This window comes from Sphingobacterium sp. SGR-19, from assembly GCF_011043555.1.
Lineage (GTDB): Bacteria > Bacteroidota > Bacteroidia > Sphingobacteriales > Sphingobacteriaceae > Sphingobacterium.
Genome location: NZ_JAAKGS010000003.1, coordinates 96,394 through 117,936, shown reverse-complemented (window position 1 = coordinate 117,936; position 21,543 = coordinate 96,394). Strand labels below are relative to the sequence as shown.

Genomic DNA, 21,543 nt, shown 5'->3' with positions numbered 1-21,543 from the left:
ATTTTAGATAACAATATCGTTTTTTATCTCAATTATCTATATCCTACCCTTCTATAGTTGCATTAGGCTTATCGTTGCTTCGGTTCGAATATAAATATAATATCGTTTAAACCAAAATTAATCCTAAATAATAATAATTTTTTTTTCCTTAGAAAATAAGCTTTTGAAGCCGAAATCGATTATTACATTGTTTTGTTACCCTCGTAATGAATCATCCAAGCAATACCGAACTGATCTATAAAGGAAGAGAACAGCTCAGCGAAGAATGTTTCGCCTAAATCCATTTCCATTGTTTGGGCACTTACGCTGAGTTTGTGGTGTAGTTCCCGAGCCTGTTCGGGTGAGTCGGTGTCTAGCATAATATAGTTGGATGTGCCAAATACAGCTTTTTGACCAAAACTCTCAATGCAGTCTGAACCCATGATCATCGCATGTTCGTTAATTTGTAATGCCGTGTGCATGATTTTATTCTTGTCTGCCTCCGGGACACTAAAATTAGGATCGGCTGGCATATCTCCAAATCGATGGATGCCTAATAATGATCCACCGAAAACAGTTTGATAAAACTGAAAAGCTTCTTCACAGTTTCCATTAAAGTTGAGGTAAGCGTGTAGTCTTGTCATGATCTTAGATGTTTTGTTTACATCAAAGATAAGCGCTTGGAGAAGGGAACGTCTTGCCATAAGGCAAGAAAAGAATGGAGAGAAAAATATAACAAAGGCAGACCGTAGTCTGCCTGAATGCATATTACTTTTTAAAAAGTAATAGCGGTACCTGTATGTAATCCGTTACTTTTTGCCATTACCCCACATAGATGGAATAAGAGCCGTGCACCGACATTCCCGTCCCATTCATCGGTCTCGCCAGGCGAGACTTCGACCAGGTCAATTCCAATAATGCGTTTGTCAGAATTAGCCAGAGCGCTCAGCATATAGGTCACTTCCTCATAAGATAGTCCTCCTGGAACAGGTGTGCCAGTGTTGGGACAGTACCAACGATATAAGGCGTCGATATCGAAACTCACAGCCACATTGTCGGGAAGTAAATTGATAACTTCATCTACTTGTTGTCGCCAGGTTTTCCCCTCAAATTGTTTTGCTTTGAGGTCTGAATCTGTAAAAACATGTATTTTGTCAGACGATCTTATAACGGAAACCTCTTGTTCACAGAAGTCACGTATCCCTACTTGGATCAATTTGCTGACTTGGGGTAGCTGAATGGCATTGTACATAATAGACGCATGCGAATAGGTAAAACCTTCATAAGCGATGCGTAAATCCATGTGGGCATCAAAATGGAGAATACCGAAATCATGATATCTATCCGCTAAAGCACGGTAATATCCCAAAGGAGTAGAATGGTCGCCGCCGAGCAGGATTACTTTTTTCCCTTTTTCCAACCAATTTGACACCCGTTGATGTAAAGCACTATTTAACGTCTCACAAGCTTCGTTGATAACGGCTAAATCTGTTTGTAGTTCGGGGCTTTGTTCAATATCCTTTCCTGCTTCCAGAGCTTCAATAATGGGTTGGGCTAACGCTTTGTACCGTTTGTTATTGGATAGCCAATGTTCAGGAGCTTTGTCCAGATAGATGCCGAGTTTCCATAGTTCGGGAAATTCTTGATGAAGTAGGTCTACTTGAAAGGACGCTTCCATAATAGCTTCCGGGCCCAGTGATGCTCCCGCACCATAACTAACGGTTACTTCCCAAGGAACCGGCACGACGATAATTTCACTTTCTTCTGCAGTAAAGGGTAAACCATAGATACTAGCACCGGCCAATCCCGGTTGTGAGGGGTCAAAACTTGCTATTTTCTGTTCTTTTGTAGACATAGACTAATGTTTGATTTTTTTTGTAAAGATAATAGAAAGGATAAAAATAAAATGATACATTAACTTAATACAATATTAATATTGGATTTGTTAATATTGTACATTATTAAAGTTATAATCAAAACCATCAAAAATTTTATCTGTGAGATACGGAGCTATAGACATCGGATCTAACGCCGTTAGATTATTGATTGCAGAGGTTAATCCTGAAACTACGCCTGTTGAATTTAAGAAAGAGGCACTTATTCGTGTACCCTTGCGTTTGGGAGATGATGCATTTATAGATCATCATATATCGAAAACTAAATTTGATAATATGGTGAAAACGATGCAAGCTTTTCGCAATTTGATGGATGTTTATCGTGTTTCTGACTATATGGCCTGTGCTACTTCTGCCATGCGGGATGCGGACAATGGAGCGGATATTGTAAAAGCATGTAAAAAAGTGGGAGTCGATATTCAAATCATAGACGGCAGCAAGGAAGCTAAAATTATTTATAATAGCCATCTTCAGGATAAGATGGATGCTGACAAAGTTTATCTCTATATTGATGTGGGAGGAGGAAGTACAGAGATTTCTCTTTTCGCGGATGGAACGCTTGTAGCTTCCAAATCTTTTAATTTAGGAACTATACGAATATTAGACAACCAAGACAGTCCCGATACTTGGGATGATATGAGACGATGGATAAAAGATCATACCAAAAAGTATAAACAAATATATGGTATCGGAACTGGAGGGAATATCAACAAGCTTTCGCGGATTGCCAACGACAAGGCTGACAAACCAATGTCCTATGCTAAGCTTAGAGCTATTTATCAACACTTGAATGCTTATTCTCTTAAAGACCGTATCCATGTGCTGGGATTAAAGCAGGATAGGGCTGATGTTATTATTCCGGCTGCGGAGATTTTCCTTACTATTATGAGGGTAGGTCGTTTGAAGAATATTGTAGCTCCTAGGGTAGGATTAGTAGATGGAATCATCCAAACTTTGATAGACAATAACTTACAGAAATAATCGCAAAATTGCCGAAAATCTTTTTCAAATGTCCTAAAAAGCATTACTTTTGCTAACGCAATGCCCAGGTGGCGAAATTGGTAGACGCACCATCTTGAGGGGGTGGCGCTCGCAAGGGCGTGGCAGTTCGAATCTGCTCCTGGGCACAATCAAATAATCAACTGTTAAAGAGGTCAAATGACCTCTTTGTTTTTATATTCCAGTTTATACTTTAATAATTTGCTGGATATTTATAAGGTCCTATTTTCTTGTCCTATGGAAAGACTTTTCATTAAAAATATTTGGAACTTGTCATTTCGGATATATACTATCCTTAAGTTTTTGACAACTTAAAAAATTATTGTAACATGAAAGTAACAGCAAAAGCATCCATCGGAATACAAAAGCCAATAGAAGAGGTTTTTGAGAGTATCGTGGATCCGGAAATTATGGTAAATTATTTTATTTCCAAAAGTTCGGGACGTATGAAGTCTGGGCAAGAAATTCATTGGGAATTTCCGGAATTTGAAGATAGTTTCCCGGTCTCGATAAGGGAAATCAGAGAAAACGAATATATTTCCTTTGTCTGGGATCCAGATTCGGTCGTAGAAATCAAACTAGAATCGCTGGCGAAGGGCGATACGGTTGTGCGCGTTTTTGAAGAAGGACATCAGTCTGATGATGAAGGCATCAAATGGGCAATCGGTCAAAGCGAGGGATGGGCTAACTTTCTGGCTTGCATGAAAGCTTGGTTAGAATACGGTATCCATTTAAGAAAAGGTGCATTTGATTTTATGAAAAGCTGAAACGATTTATATTCAATGTCATGAAGAAGAATATTTACCCTGCATCTGGTTCGACAAGGACGGAAAAGATGCTGCTCAATTCTATATCGATATCTTCGGCGATGGAAAAATTACGACAGACACGCAAATGGTCGTCACATTTGAACTGAGTGGACAAAAGTTTCTTGCGCTGAATGGCGGACCGGAAGTCAAGCCGAACCCTGCTGTTTCGTTTATGGCTGTTTTAGAAGATAAAGACGAACTGGAAAACATCTGGAACAAACTATCTGATGGCGGAAAAGTGCTGATGCAGCTAGATAAATACGAATGGAGCGAAAAATACGGCTGGATTCAAGACAAATTTGGTGTTTCGTGGCAACTTTATTTTGGGAAAGTAAACGACGATGTACACGGACAAAAATTTATTCCGACTTATATGTTCACTCAGGAGTACAATGGTAGGGCAGAAGAAGCATTGATTTTTTATGTGAAGCTGTTTGAAAACAGCAAATTAGACGGTGTGATGAAACACCAAGAAGGGGAGATGAAAGGCTTGGTGATGCACGCACAGTTTGTATTGGATGATTGTGTTATGGCGGTGATGGACGGCGGAAATGGGCCTGATTTTCAATTTTCTTGGGGAAATTCCATGTTCATTGAATGTGAAACCCAAGAAGAAATTGATCGGTTCTGGAATGCTTTTGCCGATGGAGGGGAAGAAAGCCAATGTGGATGGATTCGCGATAAATTTGGGGTTTGGTGGCAGGTAGTTCCCAAACAATTAATCGTTTGGATGACCGACCCCCAACTCGCACCCAAAGTGAGTGCTGCTTTTTACAAAATGAAGAAAATCGACATCGAAACGTTGAGAAAAGCTATAGCATAAAAAGATAAACCAAATGGCAAACAATGCCCTTATCGTACTGTTAAATGAAGTTTGACGAGATATTTTTTTAACGTTAAAGCTTATTCGCTTTGGCGGTAATCTCAGCAACATCCAGCACCTGAATCTCTTGTTCTTTTTCTTTCGCTTTAACACCGTCCCGTAGCATGGTCATACAGAACGGACAAGCGGCAGCAACTATGGTTGCCTTCGATTCGATCACATCTTCCACACGTTCTATGTTGACATCTTTTTTTCCCGCTTCCGGTTCTTTGAACATCTGCGCACCACCTGCGCCACAGCACAGACCGTTACTTCTACAGCGTTTTAGTTCAACTAGATCTGCGTCAAGTATTTCCAGCACCTTCCGGGGTGCTTCATAGACCTCATTGGCACGACCTAAATAACAGGGATCATGGTAGGTAATACGTTTTCCTTTAAATTCATTTCCATCGGCGGGTTTGAGTTTTCCATCGGCTATTAACGACTGGATAAGTTGGGTATGATGGATGACTTCAAAATTACCACCCAAATCTGGATATTCATTTTTAAGTGTATTGAAACAATGAGGACATGCCGTGACAATCTTCGTTATTTCATACCCATATAATACCTCGATATTCATCATTGCCTGCATCTGAAAGAGAAACTCGTTTCCCGCTCTTTTTGCCGGATCGCCCGTGCAATTTTCTTCTGTACCTAAGATGGCGTATTTGATGCCTACATGTTGTAGAATCTTACAAATGGATTTGGTAATACGCTGGGCGCGTTCATCGAAACTACCTGCGCATCCGACCCAAAACAAAAGATCCGGACGTTCGCCTTTTGCTGTCATTTCTGCTACTGTAGGGATATGAAATGGTGTCTCCATAAGTTCGTTGTTATTGATTTGTCCAATTTGCACGATCCGCTTGTGCATATTTCCAAGGTGCTCCGTTATTTTCTAGATTGCCAAACATGGCGTTGATACTTGCAGGTGCTTGTGATTCCTCCATTACTGCATATTGGCGTAATCCGATGATAATCTCCAACGGATCGATATTGACCGGGCAAGCTTCAACACAGGCGTTGCACGTTGTGCATGCCCATATTTCTTCTCTCGTAATATAGGTATCGATCAACGATTTGTTATCGTCTTGAAAATCCCCGTTTTTTACCATATTTTGTCCTACTTCCGCTAACCGATCCCGGGTGTCCATCATGATTTTGCGAGGTGACAAAAGCTTGCCTGTGATGTTGGCCGGGCAGACCGCCGTACAGCGGCCACATTCGGTACAGGTGTAGGCATCCAGAAGATTTTTCCAGGTGAGATCCTGCACGTCCCTAACGCCAAACCGGTTAACTTCTCCTGTGGGTGGGGGAAGCGATGGGTCCAGCATTACTTTCACTTCTTCGGTTACGGCAGGCATATTGTTGAATTTACCCTTTGGCTCTAATTTCGAAAAATAGGTGTTCGGGAAAGCTAGAATAATATGCAAATGTTTTGATATAGGGAGGTAGTTTAAGAAGGCTAATACCCCGATAATATGGAACCACCAGGAGAATCTTTCTATTCCCACCAATTGAGACGCTGATTCCGGCAATAAAGGAAGTAGAAACTGGCTGATGGGAAACGCACCTGCGTGATGATAGGAAGGGTGGTTAAGTTGTTGAAGTTTAAAGTCGGCAGCGTTCATGAAAAGAAACGCTGTCATAAGTAAAATCTCCGCAATTAAAATAAGATTGGCGTCTGTCTTTGGCCAGTTTTTGAGCTCTCGACCGCCAAAACGATAAATATGAAGTGCATTTCGTCGAACAAGAAAGATAACGCAACTAAGTAGTACCGCAAAAGCTATCCACTCAAAAGCGTATATAAGACCGTTATAAACCGATCCTAACGAGGAAAATACACGATGTGTGCCGAATAACCCGTCGATGATGATTTCCAACATCTCGATGTTAATAATGCAGAAACCTAAATATACGCCTAAATGCAATAGGGCGGCCAGTGGCTTCTTGAACATCTTTTTCTGTCCGAAAGCGACCAGAAGCATCAGTTTTAAGCGTTTAGCTGGCCTGTCACTTCGGTTTACGGCCTTGCCGCACTTAATGTTTCTGTAGATATGGCGAGCGTTTCGAATGAAGACCGCTACAGCGATCATAAACAAACAAAAGAAGATGATTTGCCCCATCATAACTATTTTAGTTGGTTTCTACACAAATATAATGATATGGTTTAATACTATGCTAGCATAGTACATATTTGGAAAGATTAAAAATAACGAGTTTACAATTTGCTCTCTTTTTTTACCTTGCGTTTTATATTAACGGTCTTGGCAGCCTGCGTAACCGCATATTGACCTTCTAGGTACTTCACAATCTCGCTGGCGATATCTTTCCCCGTGGCGGTTTCAATTCCTTCTAATCCAGGTGATGAATTGACTTCCAGAATAAGTGGTCCACGTGCTGAGGGAAGCATGTCTACGCCTGCTACGGTGAGCCCCATAGCTTTGGCTGCGGATACCGCTGTCTGTTTTTCTGCACGTGTCAGCTTTACAATTTCAGCACTTCCGCCGCGGTGGAGATTCGAGCGGAACTCGCCTTCCTTAGCCGTACGTTTCATAGCTCCCACTACTTTTCCATCCACAACAAAAGCCCGGATATCTGTACCTTTCGCTTCTTTAATATATTCCTGTATCAAGATGTTGTTGCCCAGGCCATAGAAGGCTTCGATAACCGAAGAGGCGGCTTTCTTCGTTTCCGCCAATACAACACCTATACCCTGTGTTCCTTCCAATAGCTTAATAACCAATGGTGCGCCACCCACCATGCTGATCAAATCGTCTACGTCGGAAACCGAGCGAGCGAAGCCGGTAATGGGAAGACCGAGGCCAGCGCCCGACAAAATCTGCATGCAACGCAATTTATCCCGAGAACGGGTAATAGCTTGACTTGGGTTGGCGGATACGACACCCATTACTTCAAACTGACGCACGATAGCCGAACCGTAGAAGGTCAGTGAGGAGCCAATTCGTGGGATAATGGCGTCAATATGGGATAAATCTTGTCCTTTATAATGAATAGTAGGTTTTCCCTGTTGAATGCCCACGTAGCATTTGCTGTGGTCGATGACTACGCAATGGTGTCCACGGGATTGAACGGCTTCGACTAAACGTTTGGTCGAATAGAGATTTTTATTTGTTGATAATACAGCAATATTCACGGGAAGTATTTTTTATAGTTAAAACAGATGAGTCTTATATAAGTTTCGGCGTATCGTTATATATTCTTTGCCAGATGGTCGTGTGATACATCGACTAAGAATTTACCGCTAATGAAGTTTCTGCCCAACAGCATAGGATAGGACATAGAGGAACGGTCTCTGACAGATAATTTAATGTCGAATAGCTTGTTGAACAATTTTATCTTCGTTATAAAAATATGTCTTGTTTCGGATTGTCCGAAAGAGCTTTTCACGACGCGTTCCCGATGGATGAGAAAAGTAAAGTCGGGGTGTCCCTGGATAGTGCATCGGATATAACGATGTCCATCTTTTTCAAAAATTTTATATTCGTTGCAATGTAGCACAGAGGTCTCCGCACCCGTATCCACTTTTGCACAAATATTATAGAGCCCCAGCTCTGGGAGATTTACTGTTTCTATGCGGCCAATGATACGTTTCTCTTGCATTTATCCTCGCTCCTCACTCATAAATAAACTCCCCGTGTGGCGAGCGAATAGTAACTTTCTTTGAGGTGGCCTCTTCTACACGGCCGATAATTTGTGCTGCGATGCCAAACGATTTGGATATACTGATGATACCCTCGGCAATTTCTTGCGGAACATACAGTTCCATACGATGTCCCATGTTAAAGACCTTATACATCTCTTCCCAAGCCGTGTTGGACTGTTTTTGAATGAGGTCAAACAGTGGCGGAGTAGGAAATAAATTATCCTTGATGACATGCACCTCTTCAACAAAATGTAATACTTTGGTTTGTGCCCCTCCGGAACAGTGAACCATCCCATCAATTTGCTGACGATATTTGTCGAGAATTGTCTTGATGACGGGAGCATACGTGCGGGTAGGCGAGAGGACAAGCTTGCCGGCGGTTACATCTTCGTTTTCATTTATTTTTATCGGATCGGTTAAATTGCAACTGCCAGAAAATACCAATTCATAAGGAACAGCAGGATCGTAACTTTCGGGATACTTTTCCGCTACATATTTATGAAAAACATCGTGGCGAGCAGATGTCAAACCATTGGAACCCATGCCGCCGTTATATTCTTTTTCATAGCTTGCTTGTCCATATGATGCTAATCCTACAACAACGTTTCCAGCCTTAATGCGGTGATTAGAAATGACATCCTCCCGTTTCATACGGCACATTACGGTGCTGTCTACAATAATGGTACGCACTAAATCACCGACGTCGGCAGTTTCTCCTCCGGTAGAGTAGATGCCGATACCTAAATGTCGCAATTCCGCAAGGATATCCTCCGTGCCGTTGATGATTTCGGCGATGACTTCTCCCGGAATAAGATTTTTGTTTCGTCCAATAGTAGATGAGAGTAAGATATTATCGACGGCTCCTACACAAAGCAGATCATCTAGATTCATAATAATGGCGTCCTGAGCAATACCACGCCAAACGGAGCTATCACCGGTTTCTTTCCAGTATACATAAGCCAATGAGGATTTGGTGCCGGCGCCATCAGCGTGCATAATGTTGCACCAAGCTTCGTCGCCCCCTAGTATGTCGGGGATGATTTTACAGAAAGCTTTCGGGAATAATCCCTTGTCAATGTTCTTGATCGCGTTGTGTACATCCTCTTTACCTGCGGACACACCCCTTTGGTTGTATTTTAAGTCTGACATCGTATGTGCAAAAATAATAAACCCAATGATATTCCTATAACGGAAAGATAAAAATTCGCTATATGGAGAAAACAGTCGGTGAGGTGGGTGATACACTACTGGACATTTCGACCATTTTCGGACATTTGTTGCCATTTCGGCCATTTTCGGCCATTTTGGACATAGAGATTTGGATGGTGTTGTAGTTTTGTGCAGTCGTCACTTCGCGAGGAGGAAGAACAAAGAAAAAGATATCGGAAATGCCAACGCAAAGAGCTCGCCGATGGCGCGTAGACCGATACCGATGTTAAATTTTAAAATTTAAAATAATATGGCAATTAAGTTCAATATACAGGAAATCCCGTGCAATATCTTCGGAGGTTATATTATCCGTTTGGGCAGTCTTGGCTCTTTCCACTTAGGGTCGGGCAGCGTGAGCAGTGAAACAGCGGACGAGGTAACGGACGCTAATATCCACCGTAGACGGGTATTGTTCCAGAATGGCGGACGTAGCAGAAATGTAATGACCGATTTAACTTTCAAGAAAATAGAATAAAAAGCTTTTCATAGCTTGATAGGAAAGCCGGCATCTTAGGATGTCGGCTTTTTTGGATTCAAACCCCTCAAAATGATCGCGGTCATTTAAAAAACGGAACGTTCGGTTTTGCAAAAAGAAAGTTTGTTTTAGACAAACGACCGCCGTCACTATCCAAAAACAAACCTTGCTTTGAAAAAGTTGCCGTCGTCATTTTGTTGGAGCGTCTTTTCTCTTGGAAAACCGGTTGAGGGGGAGTTTTATTTTATGTTCAGTTAATTTTATTTCACTAATTGTGTAGCTAAAAACAGAAAAAAACTTGCTTTCTAGCGTTTTACGCTTCCATAGGAAGCCCACTTTTGTGGGATGAAGTTCCAGTTAGGATGTAACGATCTTGCCGACAATCTCCCAAGCGCCTAGCAGTCGCTCTTGATTAAAACTGGCATTTGCGGGGCTAGTACTCGGAAGTGTGATATATTGGATGCCGGCGGTTCGTTTAAAATATTTGTCGAATAGCTTCTGTGCTTTTTGGCCATTGAAGCAAACGGTCTTGACATCGGGATTATCTTGAAGCAATTGGTCTATTTTGTTGGGACTTTCCTCCAAGATGTCGGTATCCATACTACCCTTTCGAATAGCCGCTTCGCAGACATCCCATAGTGCAATACCGTGTCGGTGTAACAGATCAACTCGACTAGAATAATCTATTGGAACAGGTGCGGATAGGAGCAATGCCAAGGTTTTCCAAAAGCGATTTTGGGGATGTGCATAGTATTGGTTTTCTTGCAATGATTTATCTCCGGGCAGAGAGCCTAAAATTAGAAGTTTACTTTTTTCGGGAATAATGGGCGCGAATGATTTTTTGAACATGGTTCGAATTTAGAGAAAATCTTCGATTTTTATATCGAAGGTCTTCTTTAATCAAATTTTTTCATCTTCTTTTTCCCCGCGAAAAAGAAGCAAAAAGCTCACCGCTTCGAATGTTTTACATTAGGGATAGTACTAAAAATAAGTTTGTACAGTTGTAAAACATTCGGATGCGGTATTTTAATGTTAAGAGAGGGTTCATGCAATTGTATTATCCCATCCTTAACCCCTTATTGCCACATGTAAAACTTTGATAACTGTAGAAATATCATTTTTGTAGTACCCATCTTATCAAAGTTTTAAAGTGGCGACTTTTTTTGTTTCCTTTTTTTGAGAGAAAAAAAGGAAAAGCCGGTCACGGCTTGAGCGACACAAAAAATATATAAAGAAAACCTTCCTTTTTTAGTAGCTTTGTCTAGAATGTTATGAAGCAGAAAAAGAAAATAATTGTTGCTATTACCGGTGCTAGCGGATCAATATACGCAAAGGTGTTGTTGGATAAATTAAGCAAACTGGATGATCAGGTGGCGGAAGTGGGCGTCGTGATGTCTGACAACGCAAAAGATGTGTGGAAATTTGAATTAGGCAACGATGATTATCAACAGTATCCTTTCACTTTTTATAACAAGAGCGATTTTATGGCACCGTTTGCTTCTGGTTCCGCACGTTTTGAAACGATGATCGTTTGTCCGTGCTCTATGGGTACGTTGGGACGTATTGCGCAAGGAATATCTTCCGATTTAACTACCCGGGCGGCAGACGTGGTATTAAAAGAACGTAGAAAATTAGTACTAGTTACACGTGAGACACCATTGAGTACCATTCATATACAAAACATGAATGTGGTAACGCAGGCAGGAGGGATTATTTGTCCAGCAAGTCCATCGTTCTACAGCCTTCCCAAAACATTCGAAGAACTAGCCGCTACAGTGATAGACAGGGTACTTTCTCTAGGTGGTATTGACGTGGCTAGCTACGCTTGGGGCGATCAGCAATAAAAACCGATATTTTCAATATCGGTGTTTCGATATATTTTGTACATTTGTTTTTCAATGAAAAAACGTATAAAATTGGATAGTCGTATTCCATATTTCATTGGTTTATCTCAGGCAAAGCAGCATTGGTTTGTTCCGTTATACGTTTTATTTACCCACCATTTTAATTTACACTTTTCTCATTACTTTGTTTAAATATTATTCATGGATAATATATTGATTTCTTCCGCTCAGCTTATAGTGCCCGGTCATCCGCAGAACGGTAATATCGTTGATATACTTATTGAATCGGGAAATATTAGTCGTATAGCGCCGCGCATAAAGCAGACGAATAAACAAATACGTGTTATAGACGGAAAAGGCGCTATTGTTTCAGCCGGTTTTTTTGATTTGCATGCTAATTTTGGCGAACCGGGTCTGGAAACTAAAGAAGACATCATAACCGGTACAGCAGCTGCCGCAGCAGGAGGATATACTGGAGTCGCTGTCTATCCCAACACGAACCCGCCCATCCATAGTCGTTCAGAAGTAGCGTTAGTCGTTAATTCTGCTAAAGGAAATATAGTTGATGTATACCCTGTTGGTACAATAAGCAAAAGACGTGAAGGAAAAGAACTCGCAGAATTATATGATATGCAGCTAGCGGGAGCAATTGCTTTCAGTGACGGAGATCATGCCGTTCAACAGGCCGGTTTAATGGGACGGGCGTTGTTGTATGCGAAAGGATTTGAGGGATTAGTCATCTCTTTTCCAGAAGACGCGTCTGTTGCTGGCGGGCACCAAATGAATGAAGGGAAAATGAGCACCTATCTGGGCATGAAAGGGAAGCCAAACCTGGCGGAATCGCTCATGGTATCTCGCGACTTATTCCTGGCCGAGTATAACGATGCCCGTATTCATTTTACGAGCATTTCTGCGGCAGAATCAGTAGATTTGATAAAAAAGGCAAAAGCGAAAGGATTGAACGTGACCTGCGATGTCGCCGCCCATAACTTGGTGTACACCGATGAAGAAGTGGTAGGTTTTGACAGTAATTTTAAGGTGAATCCGCCTTTACGGACCAAGAAGGATATAAAAGCGCTTTTAAAAGGATTGAAAGAAGGGACAATAGATGCAGTTGTTTCACAACATACACCACACGAAGTGGAGTATAAGAATGTAGAGTTTCATATTGCAAAAGAAGGCATTTTGGGTTTACAGACAACACTACCTTTTTTAATTGAAGCGGGATTTAACGCTGACGATATTGTTCGATATTTGGTTGTACAGCCCAGACAGGTCGTTGGAAAAGAAATTCCTACACTTGAAGTAGGGAGCGAAGCCAATTTGGTACTGTTTAATATGAACGAAAAATGGATGCTGGATACCAATACAAATAAATCAAAATCGGAAAATAGTCCTATGCTTGGTCAAGAATTAAGAGGTAAAGTGAAAGTAGTAATTAACCATGGTCAATTGGTTGAAATTAAATAAGATATGGATGCAAAAGTAAAAAAAGCGTTTCATGCTGGAATTAGCACGTACGCACAGACCGAAGGAATTGATGCAGGAACTTTTGAGATGGCATTGCAACAAGCTTTTGATAAAGAAGCACCTTTTATAGAAAAAGTACAAGCGTTGGATGTGGCCTTTGATGATCATCAACGATTTGAAGAGCTTCGGGAGATCTACTTCGATTTATTGATGGTCCATTTCTTTGCAGAGGATGTGAAGAAATTGGAAGAAGATTATTTGGATTCGCCAGAATGGGAAGCTATTGAAGAAGAGACAATCGATAGGGGCACCGAATTATTAAACATGTTTCTCTATCTGCAGGAGTGTGAGGATGAAGATATTGATCCTTCTCTGGACGACTATCTAAAGGAATTTCTATTGGTCGAAGAAGATGAGTTTCAGGATGAATATGCTATTTATGAGAAAATAATCGCTAATCAGATTTTAGTAGATAGTACTTTCGCCGAAATAAATAAAGTAGCTTCATCGCTGTCTTCGCAGGATGAATTAAAAGAGCTGTTTTATCCGTTAATGTCTTTCTTTAACGAACCATATCCCGAAGAGGAGCAGATGACGGAATATCTAGACGCTTCCGACAATAAGCCATTGGACGGGGCTATTTACCAGATTATTGTAAACTTTAATAAATAAATTATGAATCACGATTTTAATTCAACTTTTCCTTCGGAAGAAGTAAAAAAAGAAGGTATTAAATACGGAGTTTATCTAGGCATCATCTCTTTGGTGATCAGCATTGTATCCATGTATGTGTTGGTAAATAGCTCGGATTTTAAGATAAGTTCTATCGTCACAGGGAGTGTTTCTTTCGTACTCATGATCGCGCTATCGGCATATTTTGCTGTATTATTGAGAAAAGTAGCCGGTGGTTTTTGGAATTTTAGCCAAGCGCTGAAAGGTATATTTGTCATGTTGGCGATTTCGGTTATTATATCTACAGTAGGGGGGGCTTTGTTCAACTTAGCCAATCCTGAGCCACAGCAAATCGTTTTCGATAAGACAATCAATTTGACGATTGAGACCATGGAAAGCATAGGAGCAGATGATGATCTTATCGATAAACAGGTGGCAGATCTAGAAAAGCAAAGGGATGAGCTACGGGAGTTTTCTATTGGGCAGAACCTTAAGGGTCTAGGTATAGCGTTAATTATGTATTTCGTTTTCGCATTGATTCTCGCTGCTATCCTCAAACGGGAGAGACCCGGTTTTTTACCTGTACAGAATGACCCGAATCAAACGAATAGTGAAGGGCACTATAAGTCAGAGGAAGGCTAATATGGATATATCGGTTGTTGTTCCTTTATATAACGAAGAAGAATCGTTACCTGAGCTAACAGCATGGATCCGTCGAGTGATGGACGAACACGGTTTTTCCTATGAAATTATTTTGGTGGATGATGGCAGCAATGACACTTCCTGGAAGGTAATTGAAGGACTTAAATTACAACAAGAACAGATTATAGGAATTAAGTTCCGTCGGAATTACGGTAAATCAGCGGCCTTAAATGTGGGATTCAATGCCGCCCAGGGGGATGTCGTGATTACCATGGATGCTGATTTACAGGATAGTCCTGATGAGATTCCGGAGTTATATGACCGGATAAAGAACCGTGGTGCCGATTTGGTGTCGGGTTGGAAGCAGAAGCGTTACGATCCGTTGACCAAAACGATTCCCACAAAACTGTTCAATTCCGTAACACGTAGCATGTCGGGAATCCACAATCTACATGATTTCAATTGTGGATTAAAGGCATATCGCAAAGAGGTGGTAAAAAGTGTCGAGGTGTACGGGGAAATGCACCGTTATATACCGGTCTTGGCGAAATGGGCAGGATTTAGGAATATACAAGAACAAATCGTTAAGCATTATCCACGTAAATATGGAACGACGAAATTCGGGCCAGGGCGCTTTGTTAAAGGTTTCTTAGACTTGCTTTCTATCTTTTTTGTTGGGAAGTTCGGTAAACGTCCAATGCATTTTTTCGGAACTATCGGTGTGTTGAGCTTCGTAATAGGTTTTGTTATAACTTGTTACTTAATATTTGAAAAACTGAGAAGCATAGCCGAAGGCACCGTATATCGAAATATTACGGATCAACCGTTGTTTTATCTTTCTCTTGTAGCTATTCTGATCGGGACGCAATTGTTTCTGACCGGTTTCATTGCTGAACTTGTTTCCCGCAATTCGACCGAACGAAACCAGTACCACATCGAAAAAGAAATTTAACGTATGTTTTTCTCGATTGTGATTCCTTTGTACGACCGGCCACAAGAAATTGACGAGCTGTTGGAATCATTAACCCAGCAACGATATTCACCCTTTGAGGTCATTGTGGTGGAGGATGGCTCATCGAAGCCTGCCAAACATGTCGTGGAAAGTTACCGCCCTAGGTTGGATATCCATTATTATGAGAAGAAAAACGAGGGGCAGGGGTTTGCACGTAATTTTGGTTTTGTAAAAGCAAAGGGAGACTATTTTATCGTTTTTGATTCGGACATTATTGTACCGCAGGATTATTTACGACAAGTAGCTAATGGCATACAACGTGGCGGTTGGGATGCTTTTGGAGGACCAGATGCTGCACATCCATCCTTTACCGATATTCAAAAAGCGATATCCTATTCGATGACCAGCCCGTTTACCACAGGAGGGATCCGGGGAAATAAGCAACATGTGGGCCAGTTTCATCCCCGGAGTTTTAATATGGGGATATCCAGAAAAGTTTATGAACAAACACAGGGGTTTAGATTATCCCGTCGTTCGGAGGATATTGAATTTAGCATCCGAATGATTCAACAGGGATTTCGTGTTGGACTAATTCCGGAAGCATTTGTATATCATAAACGTAGAGCGACATTTGAGCAATTTTTTAAGCAAACCTATGGTTTCGGAAAAGGACGTATAGATATTTATAAGCTTTTTCCTCGAGAACTGAAGTTGGTGCACGCGCTGCCAGCTGCTTTTATATTTGGTCTATGCAGCTTGATATTATTAAATCTGATCAATTTTGGGGGGCTTGGGAAAATTCCGGTATTACCGCTGCTTTGCAGAATTGGCAATATCGTGTTTGTGGTTTATACTTTGTTGTTATTTTTACACGCTTGGTTTACCACAAAAAACATTCGTGTCGCCGGACTGGGAGTCGTGGCTGCATATACACAGCTTGTAGCCTACGGATTAGGTTTGATGGATAACTATATAAAGTGCGTTGTGTGGAAAAAATAGGGTATACTACTACCTGATAATAGGATAAAGTTTTATAATTTAGATTTGTGCTAGCATTCACTCAACATAATTTAGGAAAAATAGAAGACCTTTTTGCCGCGTTGGGTTATCGGGTTCGGTATGAAAAAGGTTCTTTTCGTACAGGTGCGTGTGTACTTCAAAATACGCGGGTTATCGTTGTTAACAAGTTTTCAAACTTAGAGGTCAGGATTCAGTCGTTAATCCAATTATTGCGTGATATGGAGGTAGACGTATCGCTATTGGACGAAAAGAAGAGCGAATTTTATAAGTTGATCAAGAAAGAAGAGGCAACGCTTTGAGAATAACTTTTTTAGGTACCGGAACTTCCCAGGGCGTGCCCGTTATCGCGTGCCAGTGTGCGGTGTGCCAGTCTACCGATACACGTGATAAGCGCCTGCGTGCGTCCATTATGATCCAATTGGATGATGATACGAATATTGTTGTCGATACCGGGCCAGACTTTCGTTACCAGATGTTGCGGGAAGATGTATGTCACTTAGATGCGGTACTGATTACGCACGCTCATAAAGACCATACAGCGGGTATGGATGATGTCCGTGCTTTTAACTATAAACAACAACAATCTATTCCCGTATATGGAACGGTTCTCACACATGAATCGCTTAAGCGTGAGTTTTATTATGCTTTTGGCGAACAGAAATATCCGGGCATGCCTCGATTGGAACTTCGGCCGATTGTGGCAGGAGAAACCTTCCGTGTAAGTACGCAAAGTTTTATACCTATCGAAGTGATGCATTATAAGATGCCGGTAATGGGGTTTCGTATCGGGAACTTTGCCTATATAACAGATGCGAAAACCGTTTCGGAGGAATCACGGTCTTTGTTGAAAGGTGTCGATACCTTGGTGGTAAATGCTTTGCAGGAAGAACCGCATATATCCCATTTCACGAAAGAAGAAGCAATCACATTTGCCGAAGAAATAGAGGCCAAAACAACTTATTTAACGCATATCAGCCATCGATTTGGAAAACATGCTGATATCGAGAGGACTCTTCCAGAGGGTATCCGAGTAGCTTATGATAGACTGGTTATTGATGTTCAATAAAGCAAACAAGGTCACATGCTAAAACTTTTCTGATAATTCCCTGTTCTATAATAGAAAATAGTGTTAATTTAATTTCTATACGTCATGGGAAATATTCTTTATTTAATCGCAGTTATTTTGGTTATTATTTGGGCCGTTAGCTTTTTTGGCGGATACGCTTCAGGAGGTATCATTCATATCCTCCTGGTCATTGCTGTTATTGCTATTCTTCTACGTGTTATACGGGGAGCAGCCTAATAAGTTAAAGATTTTTTAGAAAAAATTGGGCTATGGAAATATCTTCCGGGAAGGTGATTTTTATATTTCGATGATCACCGGGAATAAGATGTATGCTATAGCCCAATTTTTCTACTACGGAAGCATCATCCGTAAACGCCGGTAATTCATCTTGTTGAAAAGCCTGATGTAAAATATGTCCCTGAAATGTTTGGGGCGTCTGTACTATCCATATATTCTCTCTATCCAATGCCCTGTTTTCTTCCACATTTCCCTGTCGAATAGAATTTGTACTCGGTACCGCCAATACGGTAGCGGCGTGGACGACGGTTTGTTCAAAACAGGTATCTATCGTTTCCGATGTAACCACAGGACGGGCGGCATCATGAATGGCGATGAGTGTATTGTCAAGAAACTGATGTTGTTGTTCTGCAATATAATGTATACCATTCCTGACACTTTGGAAACGCGTGTCCCCACCGGCAATGACAGTATGAGGTATCTGAAAATCATATTTTTCGCACAACTCATCCCAAAACGAGAACATATCTGCGTGCAAAACCAATATCAATCGAAGTTCATTTTCGGTATTGGAAAACCTTTCCAGCGTATGCATAGCTATCGGTTTGCCATCAAGAAGCAGAAACTGCTTTGGCAAATTACTTTTCATCCGGCTTCCCGAACCTCCCGCAACAATAATGGCGTATCTATTTTGCATATTAAAATCAATGGTACGTTAACTGACTTCCCTTTTCTATATCGTTCACTACGGTAATAGCCCGCGGAATCCGTTCTTTTAGCTCCTCGACATGGGAAATAATACCGACGATACGGTTATCCCTATTCAGATATTGCAATGTTTCAAATACGGTATTCATACTTTCGGGATCCTGGGTGCCAAAACCTTCATCGATGAAGAAGAAATTCTTGTCTGCCTTGTTCATCGATTGGATGCTTTCTGCCAATGCGAGGGCAAGACAGAGCGAGGCCTGAAAGGCTTGTCCTCCTGAAAGTGTTTTTACAGAGCGTTTAAAACCGTTGTGCAAGAAATCTACGACCTCAAATTCATTGTTTTCATTCATAGTGAGGCTTAGATTATTTTTTGTCAAACGATGAAAACGTTGGTTGGCAATTTCGCACAAACGTTGCAAATGTATGCTGGATACATAGTTGACGAAGCCCGATCCACGGAAAAGGTTTTCCAAAGTGGTCAAATTGCTTTTTCGGAGTGCCAGCTTCTCGTATTCTTCCAATAATTTTTCTTTTTTCTCAAATTCCACACGTAAACGGGCGTGTTCTTTTTCTAAAGCTCCTGTTACGCGAATCTGTAATTCCAACTCTTCACGCTTTAAAGCGTAAAGCGTAGTCTTCTCTTGATAGATCGATTCACCGTAAGCATCAAGAGCGACACTTTTTTCCAACTCGGCAATGTTGCGTAAAAGGACTTGTAGGTTTAAATTGAACTCCTGTATAGTTTTACGGCTGCTATCTACATCCATATTCTTTTGAAGGATATGTTGTACCTGGATAATATCACTGTAGCCATGTTCCTTCAGTAACGTAGAGATTTCTGCTTGCTTACTGTTGAGTTGTTGGTAAAGCTGTTGGAATCGTTCTTTTGATGCGGCTCGCTCACCGTTGATATGTGCGAATTCCGTTCTTAAAGATTGAATAGATTCAGAGAGCCGTTTATGACTGTCTTCCAGGAACGTAATCTTTTTTTCAGTTTCCTGTTTTTTGTTTAAGAGTCCCGTTTCATCAACGTGTTCAAAGTCAGTTGGTTTTAACCTCTTTATTTGCCGTATATTTTGTCGGTTTAACTGATCTAATACCGTCACACTTTGTTCAAATTCTGCAAGGGAGTTTTTGTATTTTTCTATCTTCAATTGGCAGGTTTGCCACTGTACACGGAGATTTTTCAAATTCGCTTCGCCCGATTTGATATGGGTTTCTGCGAGGTAGTTTTTATCTTTATAGGCGAGAAAGGCCGTTTTGTCCGTAGGAGAAAACTCTTCCCATCGAAATTGTTCACGATGGATTTTAAGTTTCTCCTCCATGTTTTGCACGTTAGTTTCGGATTGTGTTAACTGTGTTTTCTTATCCCGCCACCGTATAGATGTAGCTGTTAAAGCTTGATAACTTGCTTTGAGCTGCTGTTGGTGCTGCTTTACTTCTATTTGCTTGTCCATTACGTCCTGTATCTTGGTGGCCATGTCGTGGTTTGCCATCGGGTTGGGATGATCTAATGCACCACACAGCGGACACGGTTGTCCCTCGGCTAAGCTACCGGCAAATTCCGATAGTTTCGCTTGCACTTTCAAATGTGTTTCCTCCCGTTGCAGGGAAGTAAGCTCGGCATTTAATTTTGTTTCTTGTTGGAGTAAAACGGATTCCCAATCGTCGATTGAGGTCGACTGTTCTTCGAAAATTTTCGTTGTTTGTATCAATTCGTTCTGAAGCTGTTGACGCTGTGCTTTTAGTTCGACGATAGCAGAGCCGATATTGTCATCAGTTTGATACCAAGATTCCAGCGTCAGTAATACCGATGTGTCAACCCGGGTATTTTTAAGCTCATCTAGTCGTTTCTCCTCGCTTTCTATAGACGCCAAAAGTTTTTTTTCTTCGTCTTGGGCTTGTAAGAGATAGGGTTTCCCATCTTGCAAGCGTTTACTAAGCTTTTCCTGTTGTGTCTTGTTTTGAAGGATATCGATAAGCACCTTTAGGTCTTCGCTCTCCGCTTTAAAAAAATCTAATTGCTGATAAGCTGGCGCTATCTTTTCCCATTCCGTCTCTTCTTTTTCCAAGCGATTTAAGACTTCGCTCTTCCGCACCGTAAGTTGTTCGATTTTATGGGTAAGTTGTTCCTTTTCCTTGTTTAAGTTATGCGTAGTATTTAGAATTTCCCTAAAAGCTGATTGGGTGATCTCATACGTCCGCAATTCTTTTTCCAGCTGGATTATTCGAGGTTGTTCTAGCAGATACTCTTGTACATCTTCTTTTTTCTGCACTAATTCGTCCCGCTTTTTTTTGCTCTCCATAAGCCGGCTGACCTCTTTTTCCAGCAATGCGGTTTCCTCTTTTACCGAAGCAAGATGCCGTTTCGCCGTTTCAAGTTCCTGCTGTTTGCTGTCCAATATTTCCAAACTGACCGCGTCAAAACCAGAAAGTGCCCCATTTAATTGTTCCAATTTGCTGTTATTCTGCCGTTGCAGGATCGCCACTTTAGGTCCCAGATCAAAACGATCTAAGTTAAAGATGTCTTTCATCATCTCGGACCTGTCCTTACCTCGTAATTCCAGAAATTCTTTAAATTGTCCTTGTGGAATAATAATCGTACGCCGGAAATTGGGATAGGTGAGCTGTGTTACAAGCGTACCATCGTTCGAATCCAACGGTATCCATGCGCCATCTTTCCATTCATAGGCGTAGCGTTCTAAGGATGTAGTGTCCTCAAACTTTTTCCTTCGTTTCCATTGCGCGGTGAATCGGAACTTCCGTCCTTCGTAATTCAGAAACTCGAACACGATATTGGCGACATCTGAGCGAAGGTTGAGCATATTATAAGCTCTTTTCTCCTGTTTGTTTAGTCTTTCCGTCTCTCCATATAAAACAAAGCTAATGGCCTCGATTATGCTGGATTTTCCCGAACCTACTTTTCCAAAAATGCCAAATAGGCCGGCTTCAGTCAAACGGGTAAAATCAATCTCTTGTTTATTTCGATAAGAATATAATCCTTCTATGCTTAAATAAAGTGGTAGCATGC

At 41.2% G+C, this 21,543-nt stretch carries 24 protein-coding genes and 1 tRNA gene; 15 read left to right on the top strand and 10 right to left on the bottom strand.

The features are described from left to right. Positions 1 to 182: 182 nt before the first annotated feature. The gene (locus G5B43_RS08015) at positions 183 to 623 is read right to left on the bottom strand and encodes a VOC family protein (RefSeq protein WP_165294220.1); all 441 of its coding nucleotides are present in this window, start codon (positions 621 to 623) and stop codon (positions 183 to 185) included. Positions 624 to 754: 131 nt separating this feature from the next. Then, positions 755 to 1,834 carry an agmatinase family protein gene (locus tag G5B43_RS08010; RefSeq protein WP_165294219.1) on the bottom strand — a complete coding sequence of 360 codons (1,080 nt, stop codon included), beginning with the start codon at positions 1,832 to 1,834 and terminating at the stop codon, positions 755 to 757. 142 nt (positions 1,835 to 1,976) lie between these two features. Between G5B43_RS08010 and G5B43_RS08005 the strand changes: the two genes are divergently transcribed. From G5B43_RS08005 to G5B43_RS19500, 4 genes are all read left to right on the top strand, one after another. Further along, positions 1,977 to 2,855, top strand: coding sequence for an exopolyphosphatase (locus G5B43_RS08005; RefSeq protein WP_165294218.1), 879 nt, complete (start codon positions 1,977 to 1,979; stop codon positions 2,853 to 2,855). Between the two features lie 62 nt (positions 2,856 to 2,917). Beyond that, positions 2,918 to 3,001, top strand: a tRNA-Leu gene (locus tag G5B43_RS08000). Positions 3,002 to 3,202: 201 nt separating this feature from the next. Further along, a complete protein-coding gene (locus G5B43_RS07995; protein ID WP_165294217.1) occupies positions 3,203 to 3,640 on the top strand; it encodes an SRPBCC domain-containing protein in 438 nt (145 codons plus the stop codon). Positions 3,641 to 3,644: 4 nt separating this feature from the next. After that, positions 3,645 to 4,505 (top strand): VOC family protein, encoded by an 861-nt coding sequence (locus tag G5B43_RS19500; RefSeq protein ID WP_317167503.1) that lies wholly within the window; start codon positions 3,645 to 3,647, stop codon positions 4,503 to 4,505. 73 nt (positions 4,506 to 4,578) lie between these two features. Here G5B43_RS19500 and G5B43_RS07985 read toward each other — a convergent pair whose 3' ends face one another. The 5 genes from G5B43_RS07985 to G5B43_RS07965 all read right to left on the bottom strand — a co-directional run bounded on the left by G5B43_RS07985 (position 4,579) and on the right by G5B43_RS07965 (position 9,363). Further along, the gene (locus tag G5B43_RS07985) at positions 4,579 to 5,373 is read right to left on the bottom strand and encodes a (Fe-S)-binding protein (protein WP_165294474.1); all 795 of its coding nucleotides are present in this window, start codon (positions 5,371 to 5,373) and stop codon (positions 4,579 to 4,581) included. A 10-nt stretch (positions 5,374 to 5,383) separates the two neighbouring features. Then, the gene (locus tag G5B43_RS07980; protein WP_165294216.1) at positions 5,384 to 6,676 is read right to left on the bottom strand and encodes a (Fe-S)-binding protein; all 1,293 of its coding nucleotides are present in this window, start codon (positions 6,674 to 6,676) and stop codon (positions 5,384 to 5,386) included. A gap of 92 nt (positions 6,677 to 6,768) precedes the next feature. Further along, positions 6,769 to 7,704: a 30S ribosomal protein S6--L-glutamate ligase gene (rimK, locus tag G5B43_RS07975; protein ID WP_165294215.1), complete on the bottom strand. Its 936-nt coding sequence runs from the start codon at positions 7,702 to 7,704 to the stop codon at positions 6,769 to 6,771. A 56-nt stretch (positions 7,705 to 7,760) separates the two neighbouring features. Then, on the bottom strand, positions 7,761 to 8,171 hold the full coding sequence (locus G5B43_RS07970; RefSeq protein WP_165294214.1) for an ATP-dependent zinc protease: 411 nt from the start codon (positions 8,169 to 8,171) through the stop codon (positions 7,761 to 7,763). A gap of 13 nt (positions 8,172 to 8,184) precedes the next feature. Continuing rightward, positions 8,185 to 9,363 carry an AIR synthase related protein gene (locus tag G5B43_RS07965; protein ID WP_165294213.1) on the bottom strand — a complete coding sequence of 393 codons (1,179 nt, stop codon included), beginning with the start codon at positions 9,361 to 9,363 and terminating at the stop codon, positions 8,185 to 8,187. 62 nt (positions 9,364 to 9,425) lie between these two features. Here G5B43_RS07965 and G5B43_RS19495 point away from each other — a divergent pair, with 62 nt between their 5' ends. Further along, positions 9,426 to 9,548, top strand: a complete 123-nt coding sequence (locus G5B43_RS19495) for a hypothetical protein (RefSeq protein ID WP_262887168.1) — start codon at positions 9,426 to 9,428, stop codon at positions 9,546 to 9,548. 125 nt (positions 9,549 to 9,673) lie between these two features. Further along, positions 9,674 to 9,898: a hypothetical protein gene (locus G5B43_RS07960; RefSeq protein WP_165294212.1), complete on the top strand. Its 225-nt coding sequence runs from the start codon at positions 9,674 to 9,676 to the stop codon at positions 9,896 to 9,898. 357 nt (positions 9,899 to 10,255) lie between these two features. Here G5B43_RS07960 and G5B43_RS07955 read toward each other — a convergent pair whose 3' ends face one another. Beyond that, entirely contained in the window at positions 10,256 to 10,747 is a 492-nt protein-coding gene (locus tag G5B43_RS07955; protein ID WP_165294211.1) for a DNA-deoxyinosine glycosylase, read from the bottom strand. A gap of 422 nt (positions 10,748 to 11,169) precedes the next feature. Between G5B43_RS07955 and G5B43_RS07950 the strand changes: the two genes are divergently transcribed. From G5B43_RS07950 to G5B43_RS07910, 9 genes are all read left to right on the top strand, one after another. Continuing rightward, entirely contained in the window at positions 11,170 to 11,742 is a 573-nt protein-coding gene (locus tag G5B43_RS07950; RefSeq protein WP_165294210.1) for a UbiX family flavin prenyltransferase, read from the top strand. Positions 11,743 to 11,943: 201 nt separating this feature from the next. Beyond that, positions 11,944 to 13,212 (top strand): dihydroorotase, encoded by a 1,269-nt coding sequence (locus tag G5B43_RS07945; RefSeq protein ID WP_165294209.1) that lies wholly within the window; start codon positions 11,944 to 11,946, stop codon positions 13,210 to 13,212. A 3-nt stretch (positions 13,213 to 13,215) separates the two neighbouring features. Beyond that, a complete protein-coding gene (locus G5B43_RS07940) occupies positions 13,216 to 13,884 on the top strand; it encodes a hypothetical protein (protein WP_165294208.1) in 669 nt (222 codons plus the stop codon). A gap of 3 nt (positions 13,885 to 13,887) precedes the next feature. Then, a complete protein-coding gene (locus G5B43_RS07935; RefSeq protein WP_165294207.1) occupies positions 13,888 to 14,526 on the top strand; it encodes a DUF4199 domain-containing protein in 639 nt (212 codons plus the stop codon). Between the two features lies 1 nt (position 14,527). Then, the gene (locus G5B43_RS07930) at positions 14,528 to 15,478 is read left to right on the top strand and encodes a glycosyltransferase family 2 protein (protein ID WP_165294206.1); all 951 of its coding nucleotides are present in this window, start codon (positions 14,528 to 14,530) and stop codon (positions 15,476 to 15,478) included. Positions 15,479 to 15,481: 3 nt separating this feature from the next. Next, on the top strand, positions 15,482 to 16,477 hold the full coding sequence (locus G5B43_RS07925) for a glycosyltransferase (protein ID WP_165294205.1): 996 nt from the start codon (positions 15,482 to 15,484) through the stop codon (positions 16,475 to 16,477). A 47-nt stretch (positions 16,478 to 16,524) separates the two neighbouring features. Continuing rightward, positions 16,525 to 16,797, top strand: a complete 273-nt coding sequence (locus tag G5B43_RS07920) for a hypothetical protein (RefSeq protein ID WP_165294204.1) — start codon at positions 16,525 to 16,527, stop codon at positions 16,795 to 16,797. Next, positions 16,794 to 17,564, top strand: a complete 771-nt coding sequence (locus G5B43_RS07915; RefSeq protein WP_165294203.1) for an MBL fold metallo-hydrolase — start codon at positions 16,794 to 16,796, stop codon at positions 17,562 to 17,564. Before G5B43_RS07920 ends, G5B43_RS07915 begins: the two co-directional genes overlap by 4 nt. Before the next feature lie 84 nt (positions 17,565 to 17,648). Beyond that, a complete protein-coding gene (locus G5B43_RS07910) occupies positions 17,649 to 17,801 on the top strand; it encodes a lmo0937 family membrane protein (protein ID WP_165294202.1) in 153 nt (50 codons plus the stop codon). 4 nt (positions 17,802 to 17,805) lie between these two features. Here the strand turns inward: G5B43_RS07910 and G5B43_RS07905 are convergent, their stop codons facing one another. Both G5B43_RS07905 and G5B43_RS07900 read right to left on the bottom strand, forming a co-directional pair. Continuing rightward, on the bottom strand, positions 17,806 to 18,498 hold the full coding sequence (locus G5B43_RS07905) for a 2-C-methyl-D-erythritol 4-phosphate cytidylyltransferase (protein WP_165294201.1): 693 nt from the start codon (positions 18,496 to 18,498) through the stop codon (positions 17,806 to 17,808). Positions 18,499 to 18,505: 7 nt separating this feature from the next. After that, on the bottom strand, positions 18,506 to 21,541 hold the full coding sequence (locus G5B43_RS07900) for an AAA family ATPase (RefSeq protein ID WP_165294200.1): 3,036 nt from the start codon (positions 21,539 to 21,541) through the stop codon (positions 18,506 to 18,508). Between the last annotated feature and the right edge of the window lie 2 nt (positions 21,542 to 21,543).